This window comes from Rhodococcus huquni, from assembly GCF_055231055.1.
Genome location: NZ_JBUYWE010000009.1, coordinates 35283 through 57356 on the forward strand (window position 1 = coordinate 35283; position 22074 = coordinate 57356).

21 protein-coding genes are annotated in these 22074 nt (G+C 64.0%); 10 read left to right on the forward strand and 11 right to left on the reverse strand.

Annotated features, from left to right (window positions below; genetic code table 11):
* Positions 1-15 precede the first annotated feature (15 nt).
* The 3 genes from ACZI8R_RS16270 (at position 16) to ACZI8R_RS16280 (ending at position 3571) form a co-directional block, all read left to right on the forward strand.
* On the forward strand, positions 16-1602 hold the full coding sequence (locus ACZI8R_RS16270; RefSeq protein WP_463380687.1) for an ABC-F family ATP-binding cassette domain-containing protein: 1587 nt from the start codon (positions 16-18) through the stop codon (positions 1600-1602).
* A gap of 14 nt (positions 1603-1616) precedes the next feature.
* On the forward strand, positions 1617-2417 hold the full coding sequence (locus tag ACZI8R_RS16275; RefSeq protein WP_463380688.1) for an alpha/beta fold hydrolase: 801 nt from the start codon (positions 1617-1619) through the stop codon (positions 2415-2417).
* A 77-nt stretch (positions 2418-2494) separates the two neighbouring features.
* On the forward strand, positions 2495-3571 hold the full coding sequence (locus ACZI8R_RS16280; RefSeq protein ID WP_463380689.1) for a class I SAM-dependent methyltransferase: 1077 nt from the start codon (positions 2495-2497) through the stop codon (positions 3569-3571).
* A 12-nt stretch (positions 3572-3583) separates the two neighbouring features.
* Here the strand turns inward: ACZI8R_RS16280 and ACZI8R_RS16285 are convergent, their stop codons facing one another.
* Positions 3584-4813, reverse strand: coding sequence for an acyl-CoA dehydrogenase family protein (locus ACZI8R_RS16285; protein WP_463380690.1), 1230 nt, complete (start codon positions 4811-4813; stop codon positions 3584-3586).
* 170 nt (positions 4814-4983) lie between these two features.
* Between ACZI8R_RS16285 and ACZI8R_RS16290 the strand changes: the two genes are divergently transcribed.
* A complete protein-coding gene (locus ACZI8R_RS16290; protein ID WP_463380691.1) occupies positions 4984-5586 on the forward strand; it encodes a phosphoribosylanthranilate isomerase in 603 nt (200 codons plus the stop codon).
* An 8-nt stretch (positions 5587-5594) separates the two neighbouring features.
* Here ACZI8R_RS16290 and ACZI8R_RS16295 read toward each other — a convergent pair whose 3' ends face one another.
* The 5 genes from ACZI8R_RS16295 to map form a co-directional block, all read right to left on the reverse strand.
* On the reverse strand, positions 5595-6581 hold the full coding sequence (locus tag ACZI8R_RS16295; RefSeq protein ID WP_463380692.1) for an LLM class flavin-dependent oxidoreductase: 987 nt from the start codon (positions 6579-6581) through the stop codon (positions 5595-5597).
* Positions 6582-7496 carry an alpha/beta fold hydrolase gene (locus ACZI8R_RS16300; RefSeq protein ID WP_463380693.1) on the reverse strand — a complete coding sequence of 305 codons (915 nt, stop codon included), beginning with the start codon at positions 7494-7496 and terminating at the stop codon, positions 6582-6584. It abuts the gene before it with no gap.
* Positions 7493-8131, reverse strand: coding sequence for an alpha/beta hydrolase family protein (locus ACZI8R_RS16305; RefSeq protein ID WP_463380694.1), 639 nt, complete (start codon positions 8129-8131; stop codon positions 7493-7495). Before ACZI8R_RS16305 ends, ACZI8R_RS16300 begins: the two co-directional genes overlap by 4 nt.
* A gap of 9 nt (positions 8132-8140) precedes the next feature.
* Entirely contained in the window at positions 8141-9781 is a 1641-nt protein-coding gene (locus ACZI8R_RS16310) for an MFS transporter (protein ID WP_463380695.1), read from the reverse strand.
* A gap of 106 nt (positions 9782-9887) precedes the next feature.
* Positions 9888-10655: a type I methionyl aminopeptidase gene (map, locus tag ACZI8R_RS16315; protein WP_463380696.1), complete on the reverse strand. Its 768-nt coding sequence runs from the start codon at positions 10653-10655 to the stop codon at positions 9888-9890.
* Positions 10656-10739: 84 nt separating this feature from the next.
* Between map and ACZI8R_RS16320 the strand changes: the two genes are divergently transcribed.
* The 6 genes from ACZI8R_RS16320 (at position 10740) to ACZI8R_RS16345 (ending at position 16736) form a co-directional block, all read left to right on the forward strand.
* Positions 10740-11009 (forward strand): helix-turn-helix domain-containing protein, encoded by a 270-nt coding sequence (locus ACZI8R_RS16320; RefSeq protein WP_463380697.1) that lies wholly within the window; start codon positions 10740-10742, stop codon positions 11007-11009.
* A gap of 78 nt (positions 11010-11087) precedes the next feature.
* A complete protein-coding gene (locus ACZI8R_RS16325) occupies positions 11088-12050 on the forward strand; it encodes a pirin family protein (protein ID WP_463380698.1) in 963 nt (320 codons plus the stop codon).
* Complete coding sequence (locus tag ACZI8R_RS16330) at positions 12047-12832, forward strand: pirin family protein (RefSeq protein WP_463380699.1); 786 nt, start codon at positions 12047-12049, stop codon at positions 12830-12832. The genes ACZI8R_RS16325 and ACZI8R_RS16330 overlap by 4 nt, the downstream gene beginning before the upstream one ends.
* Positions 12833-12917: 85 nt before the next feature.
* Positions 12918-13685 (forward strand): pirin family protein, encoded by a 768-nt coding sequence (locus tag ACZI8R_RS16335; RefSeq protein WP_463380700.1) that lies wholly within the window; start codon positions 12918-12920, stop codon positions 13683-13685.
* 100 nt (positions 13686-13785) lie between these two features.
* The gene (locus ACZI8R_RS16340) at positions 13786-14727 is read left to right on the forward strand and encodes an intradiol ring-cleavage dioxygenase (protein WP_463380825.1); all 942 of its coding nucleotides are present in this window, start codon (positions 13786-13788) and stop codon (positions 14725-14727) included.
* 59 nt (positions 14728-14786) lie between these two features.
* Positions 14787-16736 (forward strand): M13 family metallopeptidase, encoded by a 1950-nt coding sequence (locus tag ACZI8R_RS16345; RefSeq protein WP_463380701.1) that lies wholly within the window; start codon positions 14787-14789, stop codon positions 16734-16736.
* A 61-nt stretch (positions 16737-16797) separates the two neighbouring features.
* On the opposite strand, the gene ACZI8R_RS16350 is transcribed toward ACZI8R_RS16345, so the two are convergent.
* The 5 genes from ACZI8R_RS16350 to ACZI8R_RS16370 all read right to left on the reverse strand — a co-directional run bounded on the left by ACZI8R_RS16350 (position 16798) and on the right by ACZI8R_RS16370 (position 22035).
* Positions 16798-17862 carry an ABC transporter ATP-binding protein gene (locus ACZI8R_RS16350; protein ID WP_463380702.1) on the reverse strand — a complete coding sequence of 355 codons (1065 nt, stop codon included), beginning with the start codon at positions 17860-17862 and terminating at the stop codon, positions 16798-16800.
* On the reverse strand, positions 17862-19172 hold the full coding sequence (locus ACZI8R_RS16355; protein WP_463380703.1) for an ABC transporter substrate-binding protein: 1311 nt from the start codon (positions 19170-19172) through the stop codon (positions 17862-17864). Before ACZI8R_RS16355 ends, ACZI8R_RS16350 begins: the two co-directional genes overlap by 1 nt.
* 37 nt (positions 19173-19209) lie before the next feature.
* The gene (locus tag ACZI8R_RS16360) at positions 19210-20058 is read right to left on the reverse strand and encodes a carbohydrate ABC transporter permease (RefSeq protein WP_463380704.1); all 849 of its coding nucleotides are present in this window, start codon (positions 20056-20058) and stop codon (positions 19210-19212) included.
* Positions 20055-21026 carry a carbohydrate ABC transporter permease gene (locus ACZI8R_RS16365; protein ID WP_463380826.1) on the reverse strand — a complete coding sequence of 324 codons (972 nt, stop codon included), beginning with the start codon at positions 21024-21026 and terminating at the stop codon, positions 20055-20057. Before ACZI8R_RS16365 ends, ACZI8R_RS16360 begins: the two co-directional genes overlap by 4 nt.
* An 82-nt stretch (positions 21027-21108) precedes the next feature.
* Positions 21109-22035 (reverse strand): L,D-transpeptidase, encoded by a 927-nt coding sequence (locus ACZI8R_RS16370; protein ID WP_463380705.1) that lies wholly within the window; start codon positions 22033-22035, stop codon positions 21109-21111.
* Positions 22036-22074 lie beyond the last annotated feature (39 nt).

The window sequence follows — 22074 nt, forward strand, 5'->3', positions numbered from 1 at the left end:
ACCTCAGGAGTGCATATGCCTAATACTTCTCTTTCTCTTTCCGACGTCACCTTCACCTGGCCCGATGGCGACCCGTTGTTCGACGGACTCAATGCCGTGATCGCAGACGGTCGTACCGGGTTGGTGGGTCTGAACGGCTCCGGCAAGTCCACCTTGCTGCGTCTCATAGCGGGGAAAACGAGCCCGGAACGCGGATCTGTCACAGCCGAAGGAACGCTTGCGTACCTACCGCAGGACATCACGCTCGATACCGACGTGCAGATCGACAAGCTCCTCGGTATCGACGGCACCCGCAATGCACTGCACCGCATCGAATCCGGCGAAGGAACTGCAGCAGACTTCGAAGTCGTCCAGGACAACTGGGACATCGAGGAGGTCGCGCTCTCCCTACTGCACCGACTCGGCTTGAGCTCCATCGTGGCCGAGGTGGGCGATCTGGATCGCACGGTCGGTGCCCTGTCGGGTGGCGAGACGATTCTGCTCGGGCTCACGGCCCAACTCCTGCGAGATCCGACGGTGCTTCTGCTGGACGAACCGACCAACAACCTGGACGACGACGCGAGGGAACGCCTCTACTCGGTGGTCGACCAGTTCTCCGGCACGGTCGTGGTGGTCAGCCACGACCGTGCATTACTCGATCGCATGGATTCCATCGCCGAGCTTCGTGGCGGGCTACTGCGCATCTTCGGCGGCAACTACACGACCTACGAGGAGATCGTCGCTGCCGAGCAGGCTTCTGCCGAGGCTGCGGTGCGTGATGCCCGCACCGACATGCAGAAGCAGAAGCGTGAGTTGGTCGACGCGAGAATCAAACTGGACAGGCGTAAGCGGTACGGGCAGAAGATGTTCGACACCAAGCGTGAGCCCAAGATCATCATGAACATGCGCAAACGGCAGGCCGAGGTATCGGCCGGCAAGCTGCGCAACAATCACATAGCCAAGGTCGACGAAGCCAAGCAGTCTCTCACCGAGGCGGAGGCAACGCTGCGAGACGACCGTGAGGTACGGGTGGATCTGCCCGCGACGGAGGTCCATCCCGGTCAGGTGGTCGTCGAGATGGCCGAGACACGTCTGCGGACGGGCCAGCACGTATCCCTCGACGTCGTCGGGCCGGAGCGCATTGCTCTGACCGGCCGTAACGGTGTCGGCAAGACAACCCTTCTCGACGCCGTGGTCGCTTCCACACCCAAGGTGCCGTTCAAGGCGCTGCCGCAACGACTCGACGTCTTCGACGAGGAATCTTCGGTGGCCGAGAACGTTGCCGCTGCCGCGCCCCACGCGACACCGGAGCAGGTACGGGCCCAGTTGGCCCGATTCCTGTTTCGCGGCAACGATTCCGACAAAGCGGTGGCCGCGTTGTCGGGTGGTGAACGGCTGCGGGCCGCACTCGCCACGATCTTGTTGGCCGAACCCGCCCCGAAACTGTTGCTTCTGGACGAGCCGACCAACAATCTCGATCTGCCGAGTCTCGCTCATCTGACGCAGGCGGTGAACAGCTACCAGGGTGCGCTGGTCGTGGTCAGTCACGACAAGCAGTTCCTGCAAGATATCGGTGTCACGCGAAGCCTCGCACTGACAGCCGAGGAGCTGGTGGCGGAGTAGGGCACACTGATCACGTGGAGTACGCCGAGAACCCGACCGACGGAACCGCTGTCGCTTACGAGACGATCGGCTCCGGCCCGCCATTGGTGCTTTTGCACGGATCTGCTCTGTCACACAGCATCTGGCGGGGTTTCGGCTACGTCAAGGCTTTGCGTGATCGGTACCGGCTGATATTGGTGGACATGCGCGGACACGGCCGGAGCGGCAAGCCACACGACGTGGACTCGTACGCGATGAACCTCGTAACGGGCGACGTTCTGGCCGTGCTGGACGATCTCGGCATCGAGACCGCCATGGTTCTCGGGTACTCGTTCGGTGGACGCGCCGCGCTGTCCCTGACCGAGCGCGCACCGAGTCGCGTCAGCGCCCTCGTCGTCGGTGGCGGGAGCAGGAGACCTCAGGCGGGTGCCTTCGACCGACTGTTCTTCCCAGGCTGTGTGGACGTTCTCGAGCAGGAGGGGATGGACGCGTTCCTCGAACAGTGGGGTGCGGTGCGGGCATGGCCCATCGACCCAGGCACCCGTGCGGCCTTCCAGGCGAACGACTCCGCAGCACTTGCCGCCTACATGCGCCGATGCGATGTCGAGCCTGGCATCCCCGCGGATGCGCTTCGCCGGTTCCGAGTCCCCACCCTGGCATTCGTGGGGTCGGACGATTCGGACCGGCTCGCCGACACCGAAGAACTGGCGGGGCTGATCCCCGGAGCGCAGACGGCAGTCATCCAGGGCTTCGATCACTCGACCACGGTGGCCGCCAGCGCCGAGGTTCTTCGCGTCGTCGAGCCGTTTCTGGACTTCGCCGGCCAGTTCTCCTGACGCGTGACAGCCGTCGCCCGACGGAGGACGATGAATAGGTCGGCAACTTCGCCGACCACCTGTTCGGGAGCGCCACCATGCCTGGTGTGGATCGATCAGCAGAGGCCGTAGCGAACCGTGTCGTCGCAGCATCGCTCGGCACCGTCGACCTCATGGCGATCTACCTGGGCGACCGGCTCGGCTGGTATCGGAGCCTCGCGAACGACGGGCCGGCAACAGCGGTGGAACTCGCCGAGCGAACTGGAACGGATCCTCGCTACGCGCGTGAATGGCTCGAGCAGCAGGCCGTCACCGATCTGTTGACGGTCGATTCCGCGTCGCCTCCCCGATTCACCATCCCTGACGGCACGGCCGAAGCACTGACAGATTCCAACAGTCTGCTGTTCACGTCGCCGCTGGCACGGATGTTCTGTTCCGCCTCGGTACAGCTCCCCGCATTGCTGAACGCCTACCGAACAGGCGGTGGCGTGGGGTGGGCACAGTACGGCCGTGACGCGCGAGAATCCCAGGCGGACATGAACAGGCCCTGGTACGAGAACGCGCTGGCAGGTGCGCTCGCGTCCGTTCCCGAACTGGACTCTGTGCTGGGCCGACCGAATACCACGATCGCCGACATCGGATGCGGGGGCGGATGGTCGACGATCTCACTGGCCCGCGCCTACCCGGGTGCGGCACTTCACGGATTCGACATCGATCACGAATCGGTGGCGCTCGCGCGGGTGAACCTCGGCGCGAATCCCGAACTGGCGGACCACGTCACCTTCACCGAGACCGATGCCGCCGAGCTCCCCGATTCCACGTTCGATGCTGCTTTCGCATTCGAATGTGTTCACGACATGCCCCGCCCCGTCGAGGTCCTTGCCTCGGTGCGCCGTGCCCTGGTTCCCGGCGGGACATTGATCGTGATGGACGAAGCCGTGGGAGCTACCTTCGCCGCGCCGGGTGACGACACCGAGAGACTCATGTACGGCTTCAGCCTGACACTGTGTCTTCCGGACGGGATGAGCAGTCATCCCAGCGTTGCCACCGGGACAGTCATGAGACCCGGCACCCTGCGCGGATATGCGGAGGCTGCGGGCTTCTGCGGTATGTCCGTTCTCCCGATCGACGACTTCGGATTCTGGCGCTTCTACCGCCTGGACGCACCCGGGTGATCCATGTCCCGATCAGGAGCTGAGTAGCCCCTTGGCGATGTGGGTGACCTGAATTTCGTTGCTACCCGCGTAGATCATCAGCGACTTCGCGTCGCGTGCGAGCTGCTCCACCTTGTATTCGGCCATGTAGCCGTTACCGCCGAACAACTGCACTGCTTCCATAGCCACCTCGGTGGCAGCCCGGGAGGAGTACAGCTTCATCGCGGATGCTTCCGCCAAGGTGACCTTGTTGCCCGCAGCGGTCCGCTCGATCGCGTTGAACACCATGTTCTGCACGTTGATACGAGCAATCTCCATCTCGGCCAGCTTCAACTGGATCAGTTGGAACTGCCCGATCTCCTTGCCCCACAGCGTCCTCGACTTGGCGTACTCGACGCTCAATCGGTGGCATTCGTTGATGATTCCGAGAGCGAGCGAGGCGATTCCGATCCGCTCTGCCGCGAAACTTTCTTTGGCACTGGACTTTCCGTCGGATTTGCCGCCGTCTTCTGTTTCGCCGAGCAGTCGGTCCTTGGATATGCGAACGTTGTCGAAGAACAGCTCTCCGGTGGGCGAGCTGTTCATTCCCATCTTCTTGAACGGCGGGCTCAAGGTGAGCCCCTCCATGCCCGCATCGAGGACGAAGGTCAGCACCTTGCGATCGCGGCGGTCGACGGACGCGTCGCCCTCGTCGACCTTCGCGTACACGACAATCACGTCGGCATAGGGACCGTTGGTGATGAACGTCTTGTGACCGTTGAGGATGTAGTCGTCCCCGTCACGACGCACGTACGACTTCATGCCGCCGAAGGCGTCGGAGCCCGATTCGGGTTCCGTGATCGCCCAGGCACCCACCTTCTCGAAGGTGACGAGTTCCGGAAGCCACCGCTCCTTCTGGGCGAGGGTTCCCCGGCTGCGAATGGTGCCGACGGTCAATCCGAGGCTCACGCCCATCGAGGCGACCAGACCGAGGCTGACACCGGCCAGCTCCGCGTTGAGGATGACGCCCATGCTTCCGGCGCCACTGAACGCAGACTTCTCGCCTTCGGACTCGACCGTCTCGCCGCGCTCCTTTGCCAGTGACTTCTTCAGCGAATCGCGTGCCATCTCGTCGAGACCGAAGGTGGCGTACAGCTTGCGAATGACGTCGAACGGTGGCAGCTCACCACTCTCGAGCTTGTCGACATTCGGCCGGATCTCCTTGTCGATGAATCCGCGAACCGCGTCGCGAAGCATCAGGTCGGTGTCGGACCACTCGTACATGCCGTGAGCTCCAAGTCGGTGAGAGGGAAACATTCACCGCAAATATAGAACACGTTCTCGTTTTTGCACAGGAGGGCCCCACTTTCCCCTCCCCCTTACCCCGACCAATGTCACACACGTTCAGCTCACGCGAACCGGTGTGACATTCGTCGGGGCCGTATCGTGGAGCGGTGACATTCATCAAGGTCTGCGGCCTGCGAGACGAGGCGAGCGTCGAACTGGCCGGGCGTCTGAACGTCGACGCCGTCGGTTTCGTCTTCGCCGACAGCGCCCGCAAGGTGCTACCCGAGGACGCCGCACCGCTCGTGCGGCTCGTACCCGACGCCACACTGGCCGTCGGAGTGTTCAAGGACGTCGCCGTCGCAGACATCATCACTGTCGCCCGTACGGCCGGCCTGAAGATCGTCCAGGTCCACGACCTGGCGTCCGCCGACGACGTGCAGACGTTGCACGACGCGGAACTCGAGGTAATCCGTGCCGCGGTGGCCGGCCGCATACGTGACGGCTACGACCTCGACTTCGGGGAGGACCGCCTTCTTCTCGACGGCGCGACCGCCGGCGCCGGCATTCCCTGGGACTGGTCCGCACGCTCGGCTGTACCCGCCGGGCCCTGGATCCTGGCTGGCGGCCTCGACCCGAGCAACGTCACGGCCGCATTGAAGGCCACCGGAGCCACGGGCGTCGACGTCTCCAGCGGAATCGAGTCGTCGCGGGGCGTGAAGGACCACGATCTGATGGCACGATTCGTTGCGGCGGTACGCGGCGGCGTCTGAGACCCACGTCAGGAAAGCGTGCCGACCAGGTCCGCGAGGAGCGCATCCGACTCCAGTAGGGCTCCCCGCTCGTGAGTCGATGTCGAGACGAGAATTTCGTCCGCGCCGGTACGCCCGAGAAGTTCTTCCAATTGAGTTCGCACAGTTGCCGGATCACCCAGAAATGCACGGGACAGCGACGCCTCCACCCGTTCGCACACCTGAGTCGTCCACTCCTGCCGTCGAATATCGGATGGTGATTCGAGAGGCGGGAACTCGCCGGTACGGCGGGCCGTCGCCATCGCCCACGCCTCGGGTAGAGCCAATTCCCTTGCATCGTCGACACTTCGGCTTACGGTTACGTCCAGCGAGACGATCACGTACGGCTCGGGGGCGCGTTCGCTCGGACGATACTTCCGGCGGTACTGCGCCAGCACCTCGCCCAGCTCCTCGCGCTGCAGGACCGGACCGCCGATCACGACCGGGAGTCCGAGTTCGGCTGCCATCGAAACCCCTGCGCCCGTTGCCAACACGAACATGGGGATCGTAGACGACGATGCCGGTCTGGCCGTGACCGATCCTCGACCGTCCAGATAGTCTCGCAACTCCGAAATATCGCTCGCGAAGTCGCCGGCGCCATGTTCGTCCTCCCGTAGCGCCCGCCGCACGGGAGCCGTGAATCCGCGAGAACGCCCCAGCCCGAGGTCGATACGCCCTGGCTGAAGCGCCTCGAGCATCAGAAACTGCTCGGCGACGATGAACGGCTGATGATTGGGAAGCATCACGCCGCCGGACCCCAACCGGATCGTGTCGGTACGTTCGCCGATCGCCGCGAGCAGAACGGGCGGGGAACCGCTGGCGATTCCCGGCACCGCATGATGCTCGGCTACCCAGAAGCGGTGGTATCCCAACGCTTCCGCGTTCACCGCCCGTTCGATCGAGCCCGTCAGCGCCTCGGCGTCAGGATGACCGGCCCGGGTACGTGAGCGATCGAGCAGCGAAAGGACGGTGGTCATTCAGGTCAGTCCTGCAACCCGGTCCTCGGAGTCCCACGCACCGAGCACGGTGCGAATGCCGGTCACGAGGGCCAGGGGCTGGTCGATCATCGCGTGGTGTCCGGCATCCGGAATCTCCGCGAACACGGCGGTCGGACCGAACCGCCGACGCATGTCGTCGACCATCTCGTCCGAGACGATTCCGTTTTCAGCTCTGAAATACGCTATGCGGCAACGTGGATCATCGGCGCCCAGATGCTCGCTGCCACCCCGCCTGGAGAACGCGGGATCGAACTTCCAGGTCCAGGCACCTTCCTCTTCACGCATCGAATGTCGTGCGATGTGGTCGAACACGTACGGCAGAGCCGATTCCTGCGGCGGAACGAGACGAAAGTGGGCAAGCGCACTGTCGGCACTCGAGTACGGTTTGCTCGGCGCGAAGTGCTGCTTCGCGCGGGCCTCTTCTTCTTCCGGCGTTCGCGCGCGAACCGGCGAGTCCACGAGCTGAACGCCGCCGAGGTCCTCGCCGAACAGCCTGGCCGCTGCGAACGACACCAATCCACCCATACTGTGCCCAACGAAGATCGGGGTTCCGGTAATCCCGGCGGGTCTCGCGACCGCCAGGGACTCCTCTGCCCACTGTTCGAGCCCGTACTTCTCACGACGACCGCTGTCACCGTGCCCGCTGAGGTCGAGCGCCACCACTCTTCGATCCTGCGCGAGGAACGGAGCGATGTGATCCCACCACCGACTGTGCGCCGCGCCCCCGTGGATCAACACGATTCCGGGTGAGCCGCTGGGCCCCCAAGCCCTGAAGTGCACATCGGCGCCGGCCACGTCGATCGCACCTCGATCCACGTCCGCATTCAGCGCGGACGTGAACCACGCCGGCTCGGTACCTGTCGTCGTGCGCTCGGGCTCGTACGCGTAGCTCATCTTCCGAACATATCCGACATCGTGGCCGTCACCGCGCGCTCCACCACCGGATACTTGGCAATGTCCAGGTCGTGGCGGGCGCCGTCGAGTTCCACGAGTGTGGTCGGCGCGGGGATCAACTCGAGCGCCGACCGTATCTCTTCGGTGGTCGCGAAAGGATCCTTGGAACCGTGCACGATCACCGCCGGTGTGCGCAGATCCGGCAAGTGATCCGTCCTCAGCTTCTCGGGCTTCTTCGGCGGGTGCAGTGGGTACGACAGGAGCAGCAGACCATCGATCACACCCGGGGATTCGGTCGCCGACATGCTGGCCTGGCGCCCACCGTAGGAATGTCCACCCGCCACCACGGGCCCGTCGGTGAGTTCGCGCAGGTGCGCGACCGCGGAGCCGACGCCGGTACGGTCTTCGGCCGCTCGCGACGGATGGGGTGGGCCACTCGCCCTTCGCACCCGAAACGGCAGGTCGAAGCGAAATACCAGTAGCCCATGCTCCGCGAATTCCTCGGCAAGGGACTTCAAGAGCACCGTGTCGCGATTGCTCCCGGCGCCGTGCGTCAACGCGATCCCCCCGATCACGTCTCCGGCGGGCCGATGAAGCACACCACGGACGTCGCCGAGATCCAGAACTTCTGCCATACCCCCACGCTAGACAAGCGGCTCCGATGCGGGATCGGGATCCGACTTCGCTGCCGGTGCGCGTGGGATCTTCCCGGTGAAGAACAGTGCCACGATCGCGAGGAGAGCTGCGACCGAGAAGGCAACCCGCAGGGCCTCGAGGCGCGCGTCGGAGTTGATCGTCATGGCGTCCTGGGCCTCGGATTCCGGAACCGAAGCATTCGACAGAGCTGTCTCCAGTTGAGTGTCGGAGAGGAAGGGCACCCCGCTCACCAGCTCGGTGGTCGCCTGCTGTTGCACGGACTGCGGAATGCTGGGGTCCGCCTGAATGCCCGTGACGATCGAACTGCTCAAGGTCGCGATGAGCACCGATCCGATCAAGGCCGTGCCCAACGACGCACCGAGGTTGGTAGCCGTGTTCTGCAACCCGCCGACCTCCGCACTCTGCGAATCCGGCACAGCCGACACCGTCACCGCACCCAGCTGGGAGGCCAGCGCCCCCAGTCCGATCCCCATCAGCACCATCGGAATTGCCACGACACCGGCATTCGCGCCGGGGTCCATGCCCGCCACGAGAAAGAGGATCCCGACGACCATCGATGCCAAGCCGAGTCGCACGACCCGGCGCGGGTTGGCCTGCGGACGCAGCTTCGGGATGCCGATCGCCGCCAGCAACAGCGCGAGCGACAGCGGGACGAGACGCACACCCGTCTGAAGCGCATCGAGTTCGAGCACCACCGAGAGAAACAGTGGGACAGCGAAGAACACGCCGGCCTGCACCGTGAACTGGGCGAAGAACATGCTGAGACCACCGGCCAACTGTCGGTTCCGCAACAAGGTGGGGTCGATCAACGGTTCGCCACCCCGGTCCACGAGATGGGTTTCCCATCGCAGGAACCCGTACAGAACGACGAGTCCGCCCAACACCAGCCACACGACCGGCGACAGACCCAACAGCTGTATACCTCCAGGTTTCGCCTGAACCCAGCCCCATTCGCTCGACCGCAGAACTCCGAACACGATCATGCCCAGGCTCACCACCGACAGCACCGATCCGAACACGTCGAGTCGCACCTTGACCGGGGGGACGTCGGCGATTCGGCGCAACACCATCAGGATCAGCAGGACGAGCACGACTTCGCCTGCGAACACGTACCGCCAGGACGCGAGAGTGGTGACCGCGCCGCCGATGAGTGGCCCGGCTGCGACGGCCATGGCGCCGGCCGCCGCCACCAGTCCGTAGGCGGCGGGGCGCCGGTCGGGTGCGAAGTTCGCGGCCACGAGCGCCACGATCGCGGGCATGATCAGCGCGGCGCCCATCCCCTCGAGCAGCGACCATCCGATCAACAGCACCGTCAGATTGGGAGCGACCGAGGTGGTGAACGAGCCCACCCCATAGACGACGAGACCCAGAGCGAATGCCCGCCGTCTACCGAGGATGGTGCCGATCTTGCCGCCGGTGATCATCAGAGTCGCCATGACCAGCGTGTACAGAGTGATTGCGGTCTGAATACCCGTGATCGTCGTACCGAGGTCGGCCGCCACGGTCGCCATGGACACGTTCATCACGGAGCTGTCCAGAGTCATCAGGAACTGACTCGACGCCAGCACGCCGAGTACCAACCCGGAGCCGGTCACCGCCACGCCGCTCTCGTCCACGGGTTGCGACATGGCGGCCTCTTTTCGCTGGCGCGAGTGGGCGCCGCAAGAGAACTGCGCGGCAATTTCAGCATTGCACTTCGCGGTGTCGCCGAGCAGCCGAAACGGCCGAACCCGCTCAGTCGATCGTCGTGAGAATTCTCGGGCCGTCGTCGGTGATCGCAATCGTGTGCTCGCTGTGCGCCGTGCGCGATCCGTCGGCGGATCGGATCGTCCACCCGTCCTGGTCGTAGACGATCTCGTCGGTGGTCCGAGCGAACCACGGTTCGAGTGCCAGGGTGAGTCCCGGCCGCAAGGTGAGTCCGCGGCCGGCACGACCGGCGTTGGACACGTGCGGGTCCTCGTGCATCGTGCGGCCGAGTCCATGTCCGCCGAACTCGGTGTTGACCGGATAGCCGTAGTCGGCCGCCACCTTCCCGATCGCAGCGGAGATGTCACCCAACTTGTTTCCCGCCTGTGCGGCGTCGATCCCGGCTTCGAGGGCACGCCGAGTGGATTCGATCAGCCGCTCGTCCTCGTCACGCGGAGTGCCGACGATGATGCTTCTCGCCGAATCGGCGACCCATCCGTCGACGGAGACGGCAATATCCATGGTGAGCAGGTCGCCGTCCCCGAGTCGGTAGTCGAAGGGCAGGCCGTGCAGAACTGCATCGTTCACCGAAAGGCAGATGACATTGCGGAACGGGCCACTGCCGAAAGAGGGCGAGTAGTCCCAGTAGCAGGAAACGGCGCCGCGGTCGCGGATGAGTTCACGCGCGCGGTTCTCGAGGTCGAGAAGATTCACACCGACGTCGGCGAGACCACTCAGGTCGTCGAGCAGTTGGGCGATGAACGTTCCGGTGACGTTCATCTTGTCGATCTCACCCGGGGTCTTCAGTTCCAGCATCGGCAACTCCTTCAATAGCGGTATATAAATACCACCGTAGCGCACGTTGGGGTATTAAAATACCGATCCAGGTAGACTTCGAGCATGGTGCGACTTCCCCTGACTCCCCAGCAACGCGAAGGCGGACGGCGCCTCGGCGCACTCCTACGGGAGGCGCGGGGCGAGCGGACACTCACCGAAGTGGCGACGGCGGCGTCCATCTCCCCCGAGACACTTCGGAAAATCGAGACCGGCCGGATGGCAACCCCCGCCTTCGCGACGGTAGCTGCCCTGTCTGCGGTTTTGCCGGTGTCGCTGCAAGATCTCGCAGCCGTGTGCACCTCACGAGATGCCGCCCTCGAGGACGCCGGGTAGCGGCGGGAATACTTCGTCGATCAGAGCGTTGAGTCATAATGAACTAGTTGAATCATTAACTACATGACGGAGGCTCCGATGCCTGCAGTGACAGTCGACAACATCCTCACGCTCCCCCGCGTCGAGACACCGGCGTTGACCGCCGTCGATCGACCCGTCCGCACGGTGACCACCGCGCCGACCGGCTACGAAGGCGAGGGCTTCCCCGTCCACCGCGCCTTCGCGGGCATCGACATGAGCGCTCTCGACCCGTTCATCCACATGGACCAGATGGGCGAAGTGAACTACGCACCCGGCGAACCGAAGGGCACGCCCTGGCACCCGCACCGCGGCTTCGAAACCGTCACCTACATGATCGACGGAATCATGGAGCACAACGACTCCAACGGCGGCGGCGGCACCATCAGCGGTGGCGACACGCAGTGGATGACCGCTGGTGGCGGCATTCTTCACATCGAGACCCCGCCCGAGCACCTCGTCATGAGCGGTGGCCTCTTCCACGGCGTCCAGTTGTGGGTCAACCTGCCGCGCAGCGACAAGATGACCGCTCCGCGCTACCAGGACATCACCGGTAACAAGGTGGGCCTGATCTCGTCGCAGGACGGTGGCGCACTGGTTCGGGTCATCGCCGGCGAGGTGGCCGGACAGCAGGGTCCCGGTTCCACATACACACCCATCGCGCTGTCTCATGCGACCGTCGCTCCTGGCGCCTCTCTGACATTGCCCTGGAACCCCGACTACAACGCACTCGTATACGTTCTCGCAGGTCACGGCACCGTCGGCGTCGAACGCCGCCCGGTCCACAGCGGCCAGACCGTTGTGTTCGGCAGGGGCGACACGCTCACTGTCGCTGCGTCCGACGCGCCGGACTCACGTTCCGAATCGCTCGAGGTGTTCATCATGGGCGGCAAGCCCCTGCGTGAGCCCGTCGCCATGGCCGGACCGTTCGTCATGAACACCCGCGCCGAGGTCATCGAGGCATTCGAGGACTTCCAGGCAGGGCGACTCGGTTCGATCCCTGCGGCCCACCAGACCCTGTGAGCGGCCGGAGAGTCCCTGGACTCGTCGACCACGCACAGGTGCAGGTTCACCGGAGCGGAGACCGGCGACGCCTGAACTACGGGTGGCTGGACTCCCGTCACAGCTTCCCCGTCGCCGGCAACTTCGACTTCGCCGCCAACGCGCACGGCGAACTGATGGTGCACAACGAGGACATCGTCTTCGCCGGCGAGGGCTTCGACACCCACCACCATCGGGACGTCGAGATCGTGACCTGGGTCCTGAGCGGATCCTTGGTCCATCAGGATTCCGAAGGCCATTCCGGAATCGTTCGGCCCGGGCTCGCGCAGCGCATGGGCGCGGGCACCGGGATCGAGCACTCCGAACGCAACGATCGCGTGCGGCCGCGCGGAGACCTGGTCACGGAACCTGTGCACCTCGTGCAGATGTGGGTGCCACCGGACGAGCCGGGTCTGGTGCCGGAGTACCAGGAACTCGACGTCGAGGACGAGTTGGCAACCGGCCGTCTCGTTCCGGTCGCCTCCGGATTGAAACGTCACGCGGGCGACGCGGCAATCGGTATCCGCAACCGCGACACCGCGTTCTACGCGGCTCGCCTCGGGTCCGGACAATCGGTCGTGGTCCCGGACGCGCCGTACGTTCACGTGTTCGTCGCGAAAGGTGCTGTCGACATGGAGGGCGTCGGGCCGCTTGACCAGGGTGACGCTGTACGAATGACATCGTCTGGTGGACAGCGCGTCTCGGCGACAGCGGACGCCGAGGTCTTGATCTGGGAGATGCATGCGGGCTTGGCCCGGCGCTGACCGATACTGAATCGGTACCAGCACCTCGAAATCGACCGCACCGAACTCGTATCCTGGGACAGGTACCACCCGAAGGAGGACCGACATGCCGACAGTCACCACCCCGCACGTCTACGTTCATCGCGCCGGTGATCGGTTGAAAACCCGGGTCTCCTGGTTGGATTCGAAGCATTCGTTCTCGTTCGGGCACCACTACGACCCCGACAACACCCACCACGGCCTGCTGTTGGTGAACAACGACGACACCGTGCTGCCGGATGCCGGTTTCGAAACCCACCCGCACAAGGACATGGAAATCGTCACTTGGGTACTCAGGGGTTCGCTCGTGCACCAGGACTCGATCGGGCATTCCGGGATCATCTACCCCGGACTCGCGCAGCGCATGAGTGCAGGCAAAGGCATCATGCACTCCGAGAAGAACGACAGCTGGCGGATTCGTGACGACGATCAGAAGCACGAACCGGTGCGTTTCGTGCAGATGTGGATCGTTCCCGACGAAGCGGGTCTGACACCCGGCTACGAGCAGCTGGAAGTCGATCACGAACTGCTCTCAGGCGGCCTCGTTCCCATCGCGTCCGGAATGAGCGCCTACAAGGACCACGCCGCGATCCGCATCAACAACAAGAACGCGGCCATGCACGTGGCCCGCGTGCTTCCGAATCAGCCCATCACCTTGCCGGAGGCCCCCTACCTGCACGTATTCGTCGCACAGGGCACTGCGGACATGGAAGGTATCGGGGAACTGTACGAAGGTGACGCGGTCCGGCTGACCAATTCGGGCGGTCAGGAAGTCACGTCCCGTGAGGGCGCAGAGCTGATCGTGTGGGAAATGCACTCACGCATCGGCGGCTGACCGCCGGTTCGGCCCACAGGAAGTTCACAGCCTGCGTCCAGGTACGCCGGAGTTTCACCGACCACGATCGAATCATCAGCCACGATCATGGAGGTACATGGTGAACAAGGACGTGCAGGACAGCCGCACACGGGTCAGTCGTCGCCGCGCACTCGCGCTAGGCGGAACCGTAGGTCTCGGCGGTCTCATCGCGGCGTGCAGCGGTGGAAACTCGACGACCACGGCATCGAGCGCTTCTGCGGCAGCCGCGACGACCACCGGATCGGCCGGTTCCAGCGTTGCCGACCTACTGGCGCAGGCCCCGAACTGTGTGATGACCGTCGAGGAAACTCAGGGACCGTACTGGTTCGACGTCGACTCGATCAGGACCGACATTCGCGAGGACCGGCCCGGAACCAAGCTCCAGTTGGCGTTGCGTGTCCAGGACGTCACCGGATGCCCTGCCGACGGATCGGGCGCATCCGTCGTGTCGGGTGCGGTGGTCGAGATCTGGCATTGCGACGCGGGCGGGGTGTACTCCGGCTTCGAATCGGGCTCGACCAGTGCCAACGGCGGCGGTGAGGGCGGTCCACCCGCCGGCGGCATGGGCGGTCCGCCGCCGGGCGACGGCAACGGCCCGCCCGAAGGCGGCGGCCAGGGCGGCATGTCCGAGTCCGGCGAGACGTCGAACGGTTCGTACAGCTCCGGCGATTCCGAAGCCACCACCACGGACGACGGCACCTATCTACGCGGCGCCCAACCCACCGACGCCGACGGCATCGCCCAGTTCACCACCATCTTCCCAGGTTGGTACCAGGGTCGGACCACTCATATTCACGTGAAGGTGCACGTCGACAAGAAAACGGTCCTCACCACTCAGCTGTACTTCGACGAGGCACTCATCGACGAGATCAACGCCCAGACGCCTTACAACGAGCACACCGGGCGCGAGAGCAACACCAACAATTCGAACGACGGCATCTACGACGACACCGGTCTCATGACCACCGCGAAGCGCGACGACGGCTACCTCGCGGTGATCAACCTGGGGATCGACGTCTGATCTCTCCGTGCACCGAGTTAATTGTGGAGCGCGTCGTGACGGTCGGGTAGACAGGAGACATGACCACGGCTGAGCATTCCGGCATAGACCTCACCCATCTCGACGAGCAGACCCGCGCACAGGACGATCTCTTCGTTCACGTGAACGGCGGCTGGCTCGAGGAGTACGCGATTCCCGCCGACCGGGCCGTCGACGGCGCCTTCCGAACGCTGTACGACAAGGCCGAGGTCGACGTCCAGACCATCATCACCGAGGCCGCCTCCTCCGGGGCCGAGGTCGGCACCGATGCCCAGCGCATCGGTGACCTCTACTCGAGCTTCATGAACGAGGAGGCAGTGGAGTCCGCCGGCCTCGCGCCGATCGCGGAGGAGCTCTCCTCGGTGGCGTCAGCAGAAGACAGGTCCGCCTTGGCAGGCGCGCTCGGCCGGCTGCAGCGAACGGGTGTCGGCGGCGGAATCGGCCACTACGTGGACACCGATGCCAAGGACTCCTCGCGGTATGTGGTGCACCTCGCCCAGTCCGGGATCGGGTTGCCGGACGAGTCGTACTACCGCGAGGACGGCTACGCCGACATCCGCACCGCTTACGTGGCACACATCGGCAAGATGTTCGACCTCGCCGGCGTCTCCTACGACGCGAACACGGTGTTCGAGCTGGAGACGAAGATCGCGGCGGGGCATTGGGACGTGGTCAAGCGCAGAGACGCAGAACTCGGCTACAACCTCCGCGCTCTCGACGAGCTTCCTTCCGAGTTCGACTGGCAAAGCTGGATTTCCGCCTTGGGAGCGAGCAAGGAGCAGTTCGCCGAGGTCGTCGTCGGACAACCCGACTTCCTCACCACGTTCGCGTCGTTGTGGGAATCGGAGCCGTTGGAGTCGTGGAAGGCCTGGGCCACCTGGCGCGTCGTCCACTCCCGTGCGCCGTACCTGACGGCTGCACTCGTGGAGGAGACCTTCGCCTTCTACGGCACCACGCTCACCGGTACCGAAGAGAATCGTGAGCGTTGGAAGCGAGGCGTTTCGCTGGTCCAGGACCTTCTCGGTGAAGCAGTCGGCAAGCTCTACGTCGAACGGCACTTCCCTGCCGACTCGAAGGCTCGCATGCAGGAGTTGGTCGCCAACCTTCGAGAAGCGTACCGTCGCAACATTTCCGAACTCGAGTGGATGAGCCCCGCAACTAGGGAAGCGGCGCTGCGCAAGCTCGAGAAGTTCACCCCCAAGATCGGCTACCCCGACAAGTGGCGTGACTACTCGGACATCGCGATCTCGACCGACGATCTGGTCGGCAACTACCGCAACGGTCATGCGTCCGATTACGACCGCGACATGAACAAGCTCGGTGGGCCCGTGGACCACGACGAGTGGTTCATGACACCTCAGACGGTCAACGCCTACTACAACCCGGGAATGAACGAAATCGTTTTCCCCGCAGCCATTCTGCAACCACCGTTCTTCGACCCCGACGCGGACGACGCAGCCAACTACGGCGGTATCGGCGCCGTCATCGGGCACGAGATCGGCCACGGCTTCGACGACCAGGGCGCCAAGTACGACGGCGACGGGAACATGGTCGACTGGTGGACCGACGACGATCGCACCGAGTTCGGCAAGCGCACGAAGGCACTCATCGAGCAGTACAACGAGTTCGAACCGAAGGGCCTACCCGGCCACAAGGTCAACGGCGAGTTCACGATCGGCGAGAACATCGGTGACCTCGGCGGCCTGTCGATCGCAATCGCCGCATACCGAATCGCCACGGAAGGCCAGGAACCGCCGGTCATCGACGGGCTCACCGGTATCCAGCGGGTGTTCTTCGGCTGGGCCCAGGTCTGGCGCACCAAGGCCCGTGAAGCCGAGGCCATCCGTCGCCTGGCGATCGATCCGCATTCGCCGCCCGAGTTCCGGTGCAATGGCGTGGTGCGCAACCTCGACACCTTCCACGAGGCATTCGATGTCAAGCCCGGCGATGCGCTATACCTGGATCCCGACCAGCGCGTCAAGATCTGGTAACCCCTGTGAGTGGTTGACGAGCCTCTGGACTCGTCAACCACTCACAGGGCGCGGAGCGCCCTCAGCGGATTCGCTCACCCGTGGACGCCGAGAAGAACACCAGCTCCGACCGTTTGGGCTGCAGCTGCAAGGTGTCGCCCGCCGCCACCTTGCGGTGCCGTTCCACGCGCGCGACGATCCTGCCCGCACCGCTGTCGCCGTACACGAACGATTCCGAACCCAGCTCTTCCACCATGTCCGCTGTGACGACCAGCGAGTCCTTTCGCCACGTTCCGACCAATTCCCACGATTCGGGGCGCACACCCACCACGATCCTGTCGGACTCCTCTGCGGCGTTCGGCACAGCCACCGTCAGTCCGCCGACGACGGCCGCGCGATCCGCCACCGCCGCGTCGACGAGATTCATTCCGGGTGAGCCGATGAACTCGGCGACGAACGTGTTGTCCGGGTCGTCGTAGAGCACCCGCGGCGCGGCGACCTGCTGCAACTTGCCGTCACGTAGGACTGCGACCCGATCCCCCATCGTCATGGCTTCCACCTGATCATGGGTGACGTACACGGTCGTCGTACCCAGGCGCCGTTGCAGCCCCGCGATCTGCGAACGCGTCGTCACCCGCAGCTTCGCATCGAGGTTGGACAGCGGCTCGTCCATACAGAACACCGCGGGCTCTCGCACGATGGCGCGCCCCATGGCAACCCGTTGCCGTTGTCCGCCCGACAGTTTGGCGGGTTTACGACCGAGCAGGGGTTCCAGCTCGAGAAGCCGAGCCGCCTCCAGCACCTTGACCTCCCGCTCGTCCTTTCCGACGCCCGCGTTCCGCAGCGCGAATCCCATGTTCTCGGCGACCGTCATATTCGGATACAGCGCATAACTCTGGAACACCATCGCCACGTCACGGTCTCGCGGCGGCAAGTGCGTGACGTCGCGGCCGCCGATCTCGATACGACCGTGCTCGACGCTCTCGAGACCGGCCACCATGCGCAGACTCGTCGACTTTCCGCAGCCGGAGGGACCGACCAGAACCAGGAACTCACCGTCGGCGACCTCGAGATCGAGGTTGTCGACCGCCGGGTGATCGGCACCGTCGTACCGGTGCGTGACCGCGTCGAATCGAACCTGTGCCATTACTTCGGCAGCTTGGGCGTGATCTGACGGTCGATGATCTGCTGCAGCTGATCGCCGACACCACTCAGCGCCTCGGGTACCGGCGCGTTCTGAAGCGCGATCTGCTCGAGACCTGTGCCGATGATCTGGTCGGCACCCGGAACGAACACACGGGCGTAGTCCTGAGAACGTGTGTGCGCCAGCTGATCCACTGCCGTTCGCGCATTGGGGTTCGCGTCGAGGTAGGACTTCATTGCCGAGTCCTCGGTAGCCGACTTTCGCACCGGCATGTATCCGACGTTCTGCGAGAAGTATGCGGTGTTCGCGCCGTTCGTGATGAAGTCGATGAACTTCAGCGCATTGCGCTTACGCTCGTCCGAAATGTTGGACGGGACAGCGAGTCCCGCTCCTCCGGTGGGGCATCCGGGCTGACCGTCGGTAGCCGGAAGAAAAGCCGTACCGAAGTCGAAGGACGCACTCTTCGTGATGCCGGACAAGTCGCCGGTCGATGCGATCGTCGATGCGAGTATGCCGGCCCCGAACTCGTTTGCAATGTCGTTGGAGACCGCAGCGTACTTGTCTCGGTGAATCATGTCGCTGAGGAATTGTCCTGCAGCAATCGTCTTCTCATCCGTCATGGTCAGCGTCCACTCGTTGGAGTAAGCACCCCCGAATGTCCAGATGGGCCCCTCGAACGTCCAACCCAGGTAGTCCGCCGCGTTACCCCAGCCGTGAGCGAGTTTTCCGCCGCCGACAGCGCGCTGGATCTCGGGCCCCCACTGCGCGAACTCCTGCCAGGTGGCGGGGCCACGATCGGGCAGGCCCACCTGCTGCCACACCTGCTTGTTGTAGTAGAAGAGCGGCGTCGACCGCGCGTACGGAAGGGCATAGTGGTTGTCCTGGAACAGGTAGTCGGCCAACAGCGAATCGACATAGTCGTTCGTGTCCACCCCCACTTCACCGAACAGTTCGTCGAGCGGCGTGATGGCGCCGGTCAACGCATAGTTGAACCACCAGACGTCGGAGAGCACGACCACATCGGGCAGACCGCCGCCGGAGAGCGCCGCGTTGAACTTCTGCGACACCTCCTCGTAGTTCTTGCCCGCGTCGACCAGGTCGACCTTCAGACCCGGGTTCTGCTGCTCGAAGCGAGCGATCAGCTCGCGCTCCACGTCCTGCGACTTGCCCGGGTGGTTCGACCAGAACACGATGGTGTTCGCATCCCCGGATTCGGTGTTCGACGATCCGGTTCCTGCGCAGGCGGTCAGAAACAGGCCGGCAGCCGCACTGCCTGCCAAGCCGAGGAATGCGCGGCGATCGAAAGTGGTCATGCTCTCTCCTGATGTCCTGTCGGGCTTGCCGCCCGTACTAGCCCTTGACCGCACCGGAGGTGAGGCCCTTGATCATGTGCCGTTGCAGTGCAAGGAAGACGACGAGGACGGGCAGCATGGTCAGCACCGTTCCCGCCATGACGGGGCCCCAGTTGGTGATTCCGTCGTTGTTCTGGAGTTGCGTGAGCCCGATCGGCAGCGGAGCCACGCTGGAGTCGTCCGACATCAGGAACGGCCACAGATACTCGTTCCACTCGTTGACGATCGTGATGATGGCGAAGGCCACCATGGTCGGCCCGGACACCGGCAGAATCACTCGCCACAGCAGACGTAGGTGACGGGCACCGTCCATGCGCGCCGCCTCGATGATTTCCGACGGTATCGACAGGAAGTGGTTGCGCATCAGGAACGTCCCGAATGCGACGCCCGCCAGCGGAACGATGATTCCTTGAAAGGTGTTGCGCCATCCCCACTCCGCTACCAATGCGTAGTTGGAGATGACCGTGATCTGGTTCGGCACCATCAGCGCCGCGATCACACCGAGGAAGACGAGATTCTTGCCCGGGAAACGGAGGAACACCAGCCCGTAGGCACTGAGCACTCCGAGAACGAACTTCACTGCCGCCAGTACGCTTGTGATCACCAGTGAGTTGCGAAAGAACGTCCAGAATGGCACCGATATGGTTGCCTCCGAATAGTTCTCGGTTTTCATCACCTGAGGCCACCAGGTCGCTGGCTGGGTGTAGATGTCCGGCCTGTCCTTGAAGGACGTCACGACGATCCAGTACAGGGGCACCGCGACGATCAACAGTGCGCAGATCATGGCGCCGTAACCGAGCAGCGTGATCAGCCGTTGCCGCCGATTGTGGTCGACCGTGCTCGTCATGTGCCGTCACCTCGATCCATGACCCGTACCTGGTAGACCGTGATCGCCAGGAGGATCAGGAACATGATGGTGGCCACCGTGGCGCCGTAACCGGCCCGGAAGTTTCGGAACGATTCGTTGTAGACCTGGTAGACCATGGTCGTCGTGCCGGTGCCGAGCGGGCCGCCGCGAGTCATGACGTTGATGATGTCGAACACCTGGAGTGAATTGAGCATCACCGTGATCGAGAGGAAGAAGGTGGTCGGGCGTAGCTGCGGCAGGAGAACTCTACGGAAGTGCGCCCACCACCCGGCCCCGTCGATCTCTGCGGCTTCCGAAAGATCCTTCCGAAGTCCCTGCAGCGCAGCGAGATAGATGACGAACGTATAGCCCAGGTTCTTCCACATGTAGGTCACCGTCACCATGAACAGTGCCCAGCCCGGATCCTGGTAGAAGTCCGGCACGCTGGTGAACCCCACCCGATGCATCAGATCCTGCACCAAGCCGAAGTTGGGGTCGAACACGAACTGGAAGGCCACACCGACGGCCGCCCCGGAAATGACGAACGGAGCGAAGATCGCCGAGCGCACCAGATTTCGCCCGGCCAGCTTCCTGTCGAGCAGCATTGCGAGTGCGAGACCGATGATCATCGAGCCCACGACCGTGGCCAGCGTGAAGACCACGGTGTTGCCGACGATCTGCCAGGTGTCGCTACGCCCCCACCACTCTCGATAGTTCTCGAGACCGATGAACGTGGCGACGGGCGACGAGATGTTCCAGTCGAAGAACGACAGCCTGATGTTGTCTATCAACGGCCGGTACGTGAAGACCACGAGCAGAACGAGATTCGGTCCCACCAGCGCGAGGAACAGCGCGTAGTCACGCCAGGGTCGCCCCCGTAACCCGCCCTTGCCGGATTGCGGCAGCACCCGCTCGGGACTCGATCTCACTGCGGCAGTGTGACCACTGTTTACGAATAGTCGGTTAATCCACCGCACACGGAAGATGAAACCCGTGAGGGGCCGTCCGATCCGAAGATCGAGCGGCCCCTCACAGGTAGATGTTCAGTTGTCAGCGGTTCCAGTCTCCGAGACCGTCCGAGCCGTCGAGAACACCACCTGCAGTGTTCTGAACGACCACCGGGTCACCCTTCTGCGAGGTGTCGAAGAACCACTGTGCGTCCTCCGTGCTCACGTTCAAGCAACCGTGGCTGACGTTGTTGTTGCCCTGATCGCCCACCGACCACGGCGCGGCGTGCACGAAGATGCCGCTGTACGACAGCCGCGTCGCGTACTCGACGAAGGTGCGGTAGCCCTCGGGCGAATCGACCGGCACCCCGTAGGTGGAGGAGTCCATGTACATGTCACGGAACTTCTCGCCGACGATGTACGTGCCGTTGGGGGTCTCGTGGTCCTGCTTGCCCATGGAGGTCGGCATGGTGCGCACGACCTCGCCGTTGCGGGTGACCGTGATCGTCTTGGTCGCATCGTCCGCGGTGGTGATGACGGAGTCACCGGTGGCGAAGCTCGAGGTGGTGTCTCCGGCCTTCACCGTCACCTGCGTGTGCGCGGGCCAGAACTCGGTGGGCTTCCATCGCACCTGACTGTCGCTCGTCCAGTAGAAGGAGCCTTCGACCTCGGGTTCCGTGGTGACCTTGATCGCGCGCTCGGCGGCGGCACGGTCGTCGATCGACTCGTTGAAGGAAATGATGATCGGCTGTGCAACACCCACGACCTCACCGTTTCCGGGGTTGAGCGAAGGTGCCGAGAAGTTCGCCGGCGCCTCGGGCGCAGGCAGACCGGGAACCGAAGGGAGACCCGGTACGGAAGGCATCTCCGGCATCGGCACACTCGGAATCTCCGGTCCACCTGGAAAGAGAGGAGCAGCCTGCACGGGGGCAGTGAATGCCAGACCCGAGCCGACCAATCCGACGGCGGCAATTGCCACGCGGGACGTCCAGCGTCCACGCGTCGTTCCACCGTTGTGTGACTTGCGCATTTTTCACCCTTGCTCGACGACGTCTGTCTTTCGCGGCGC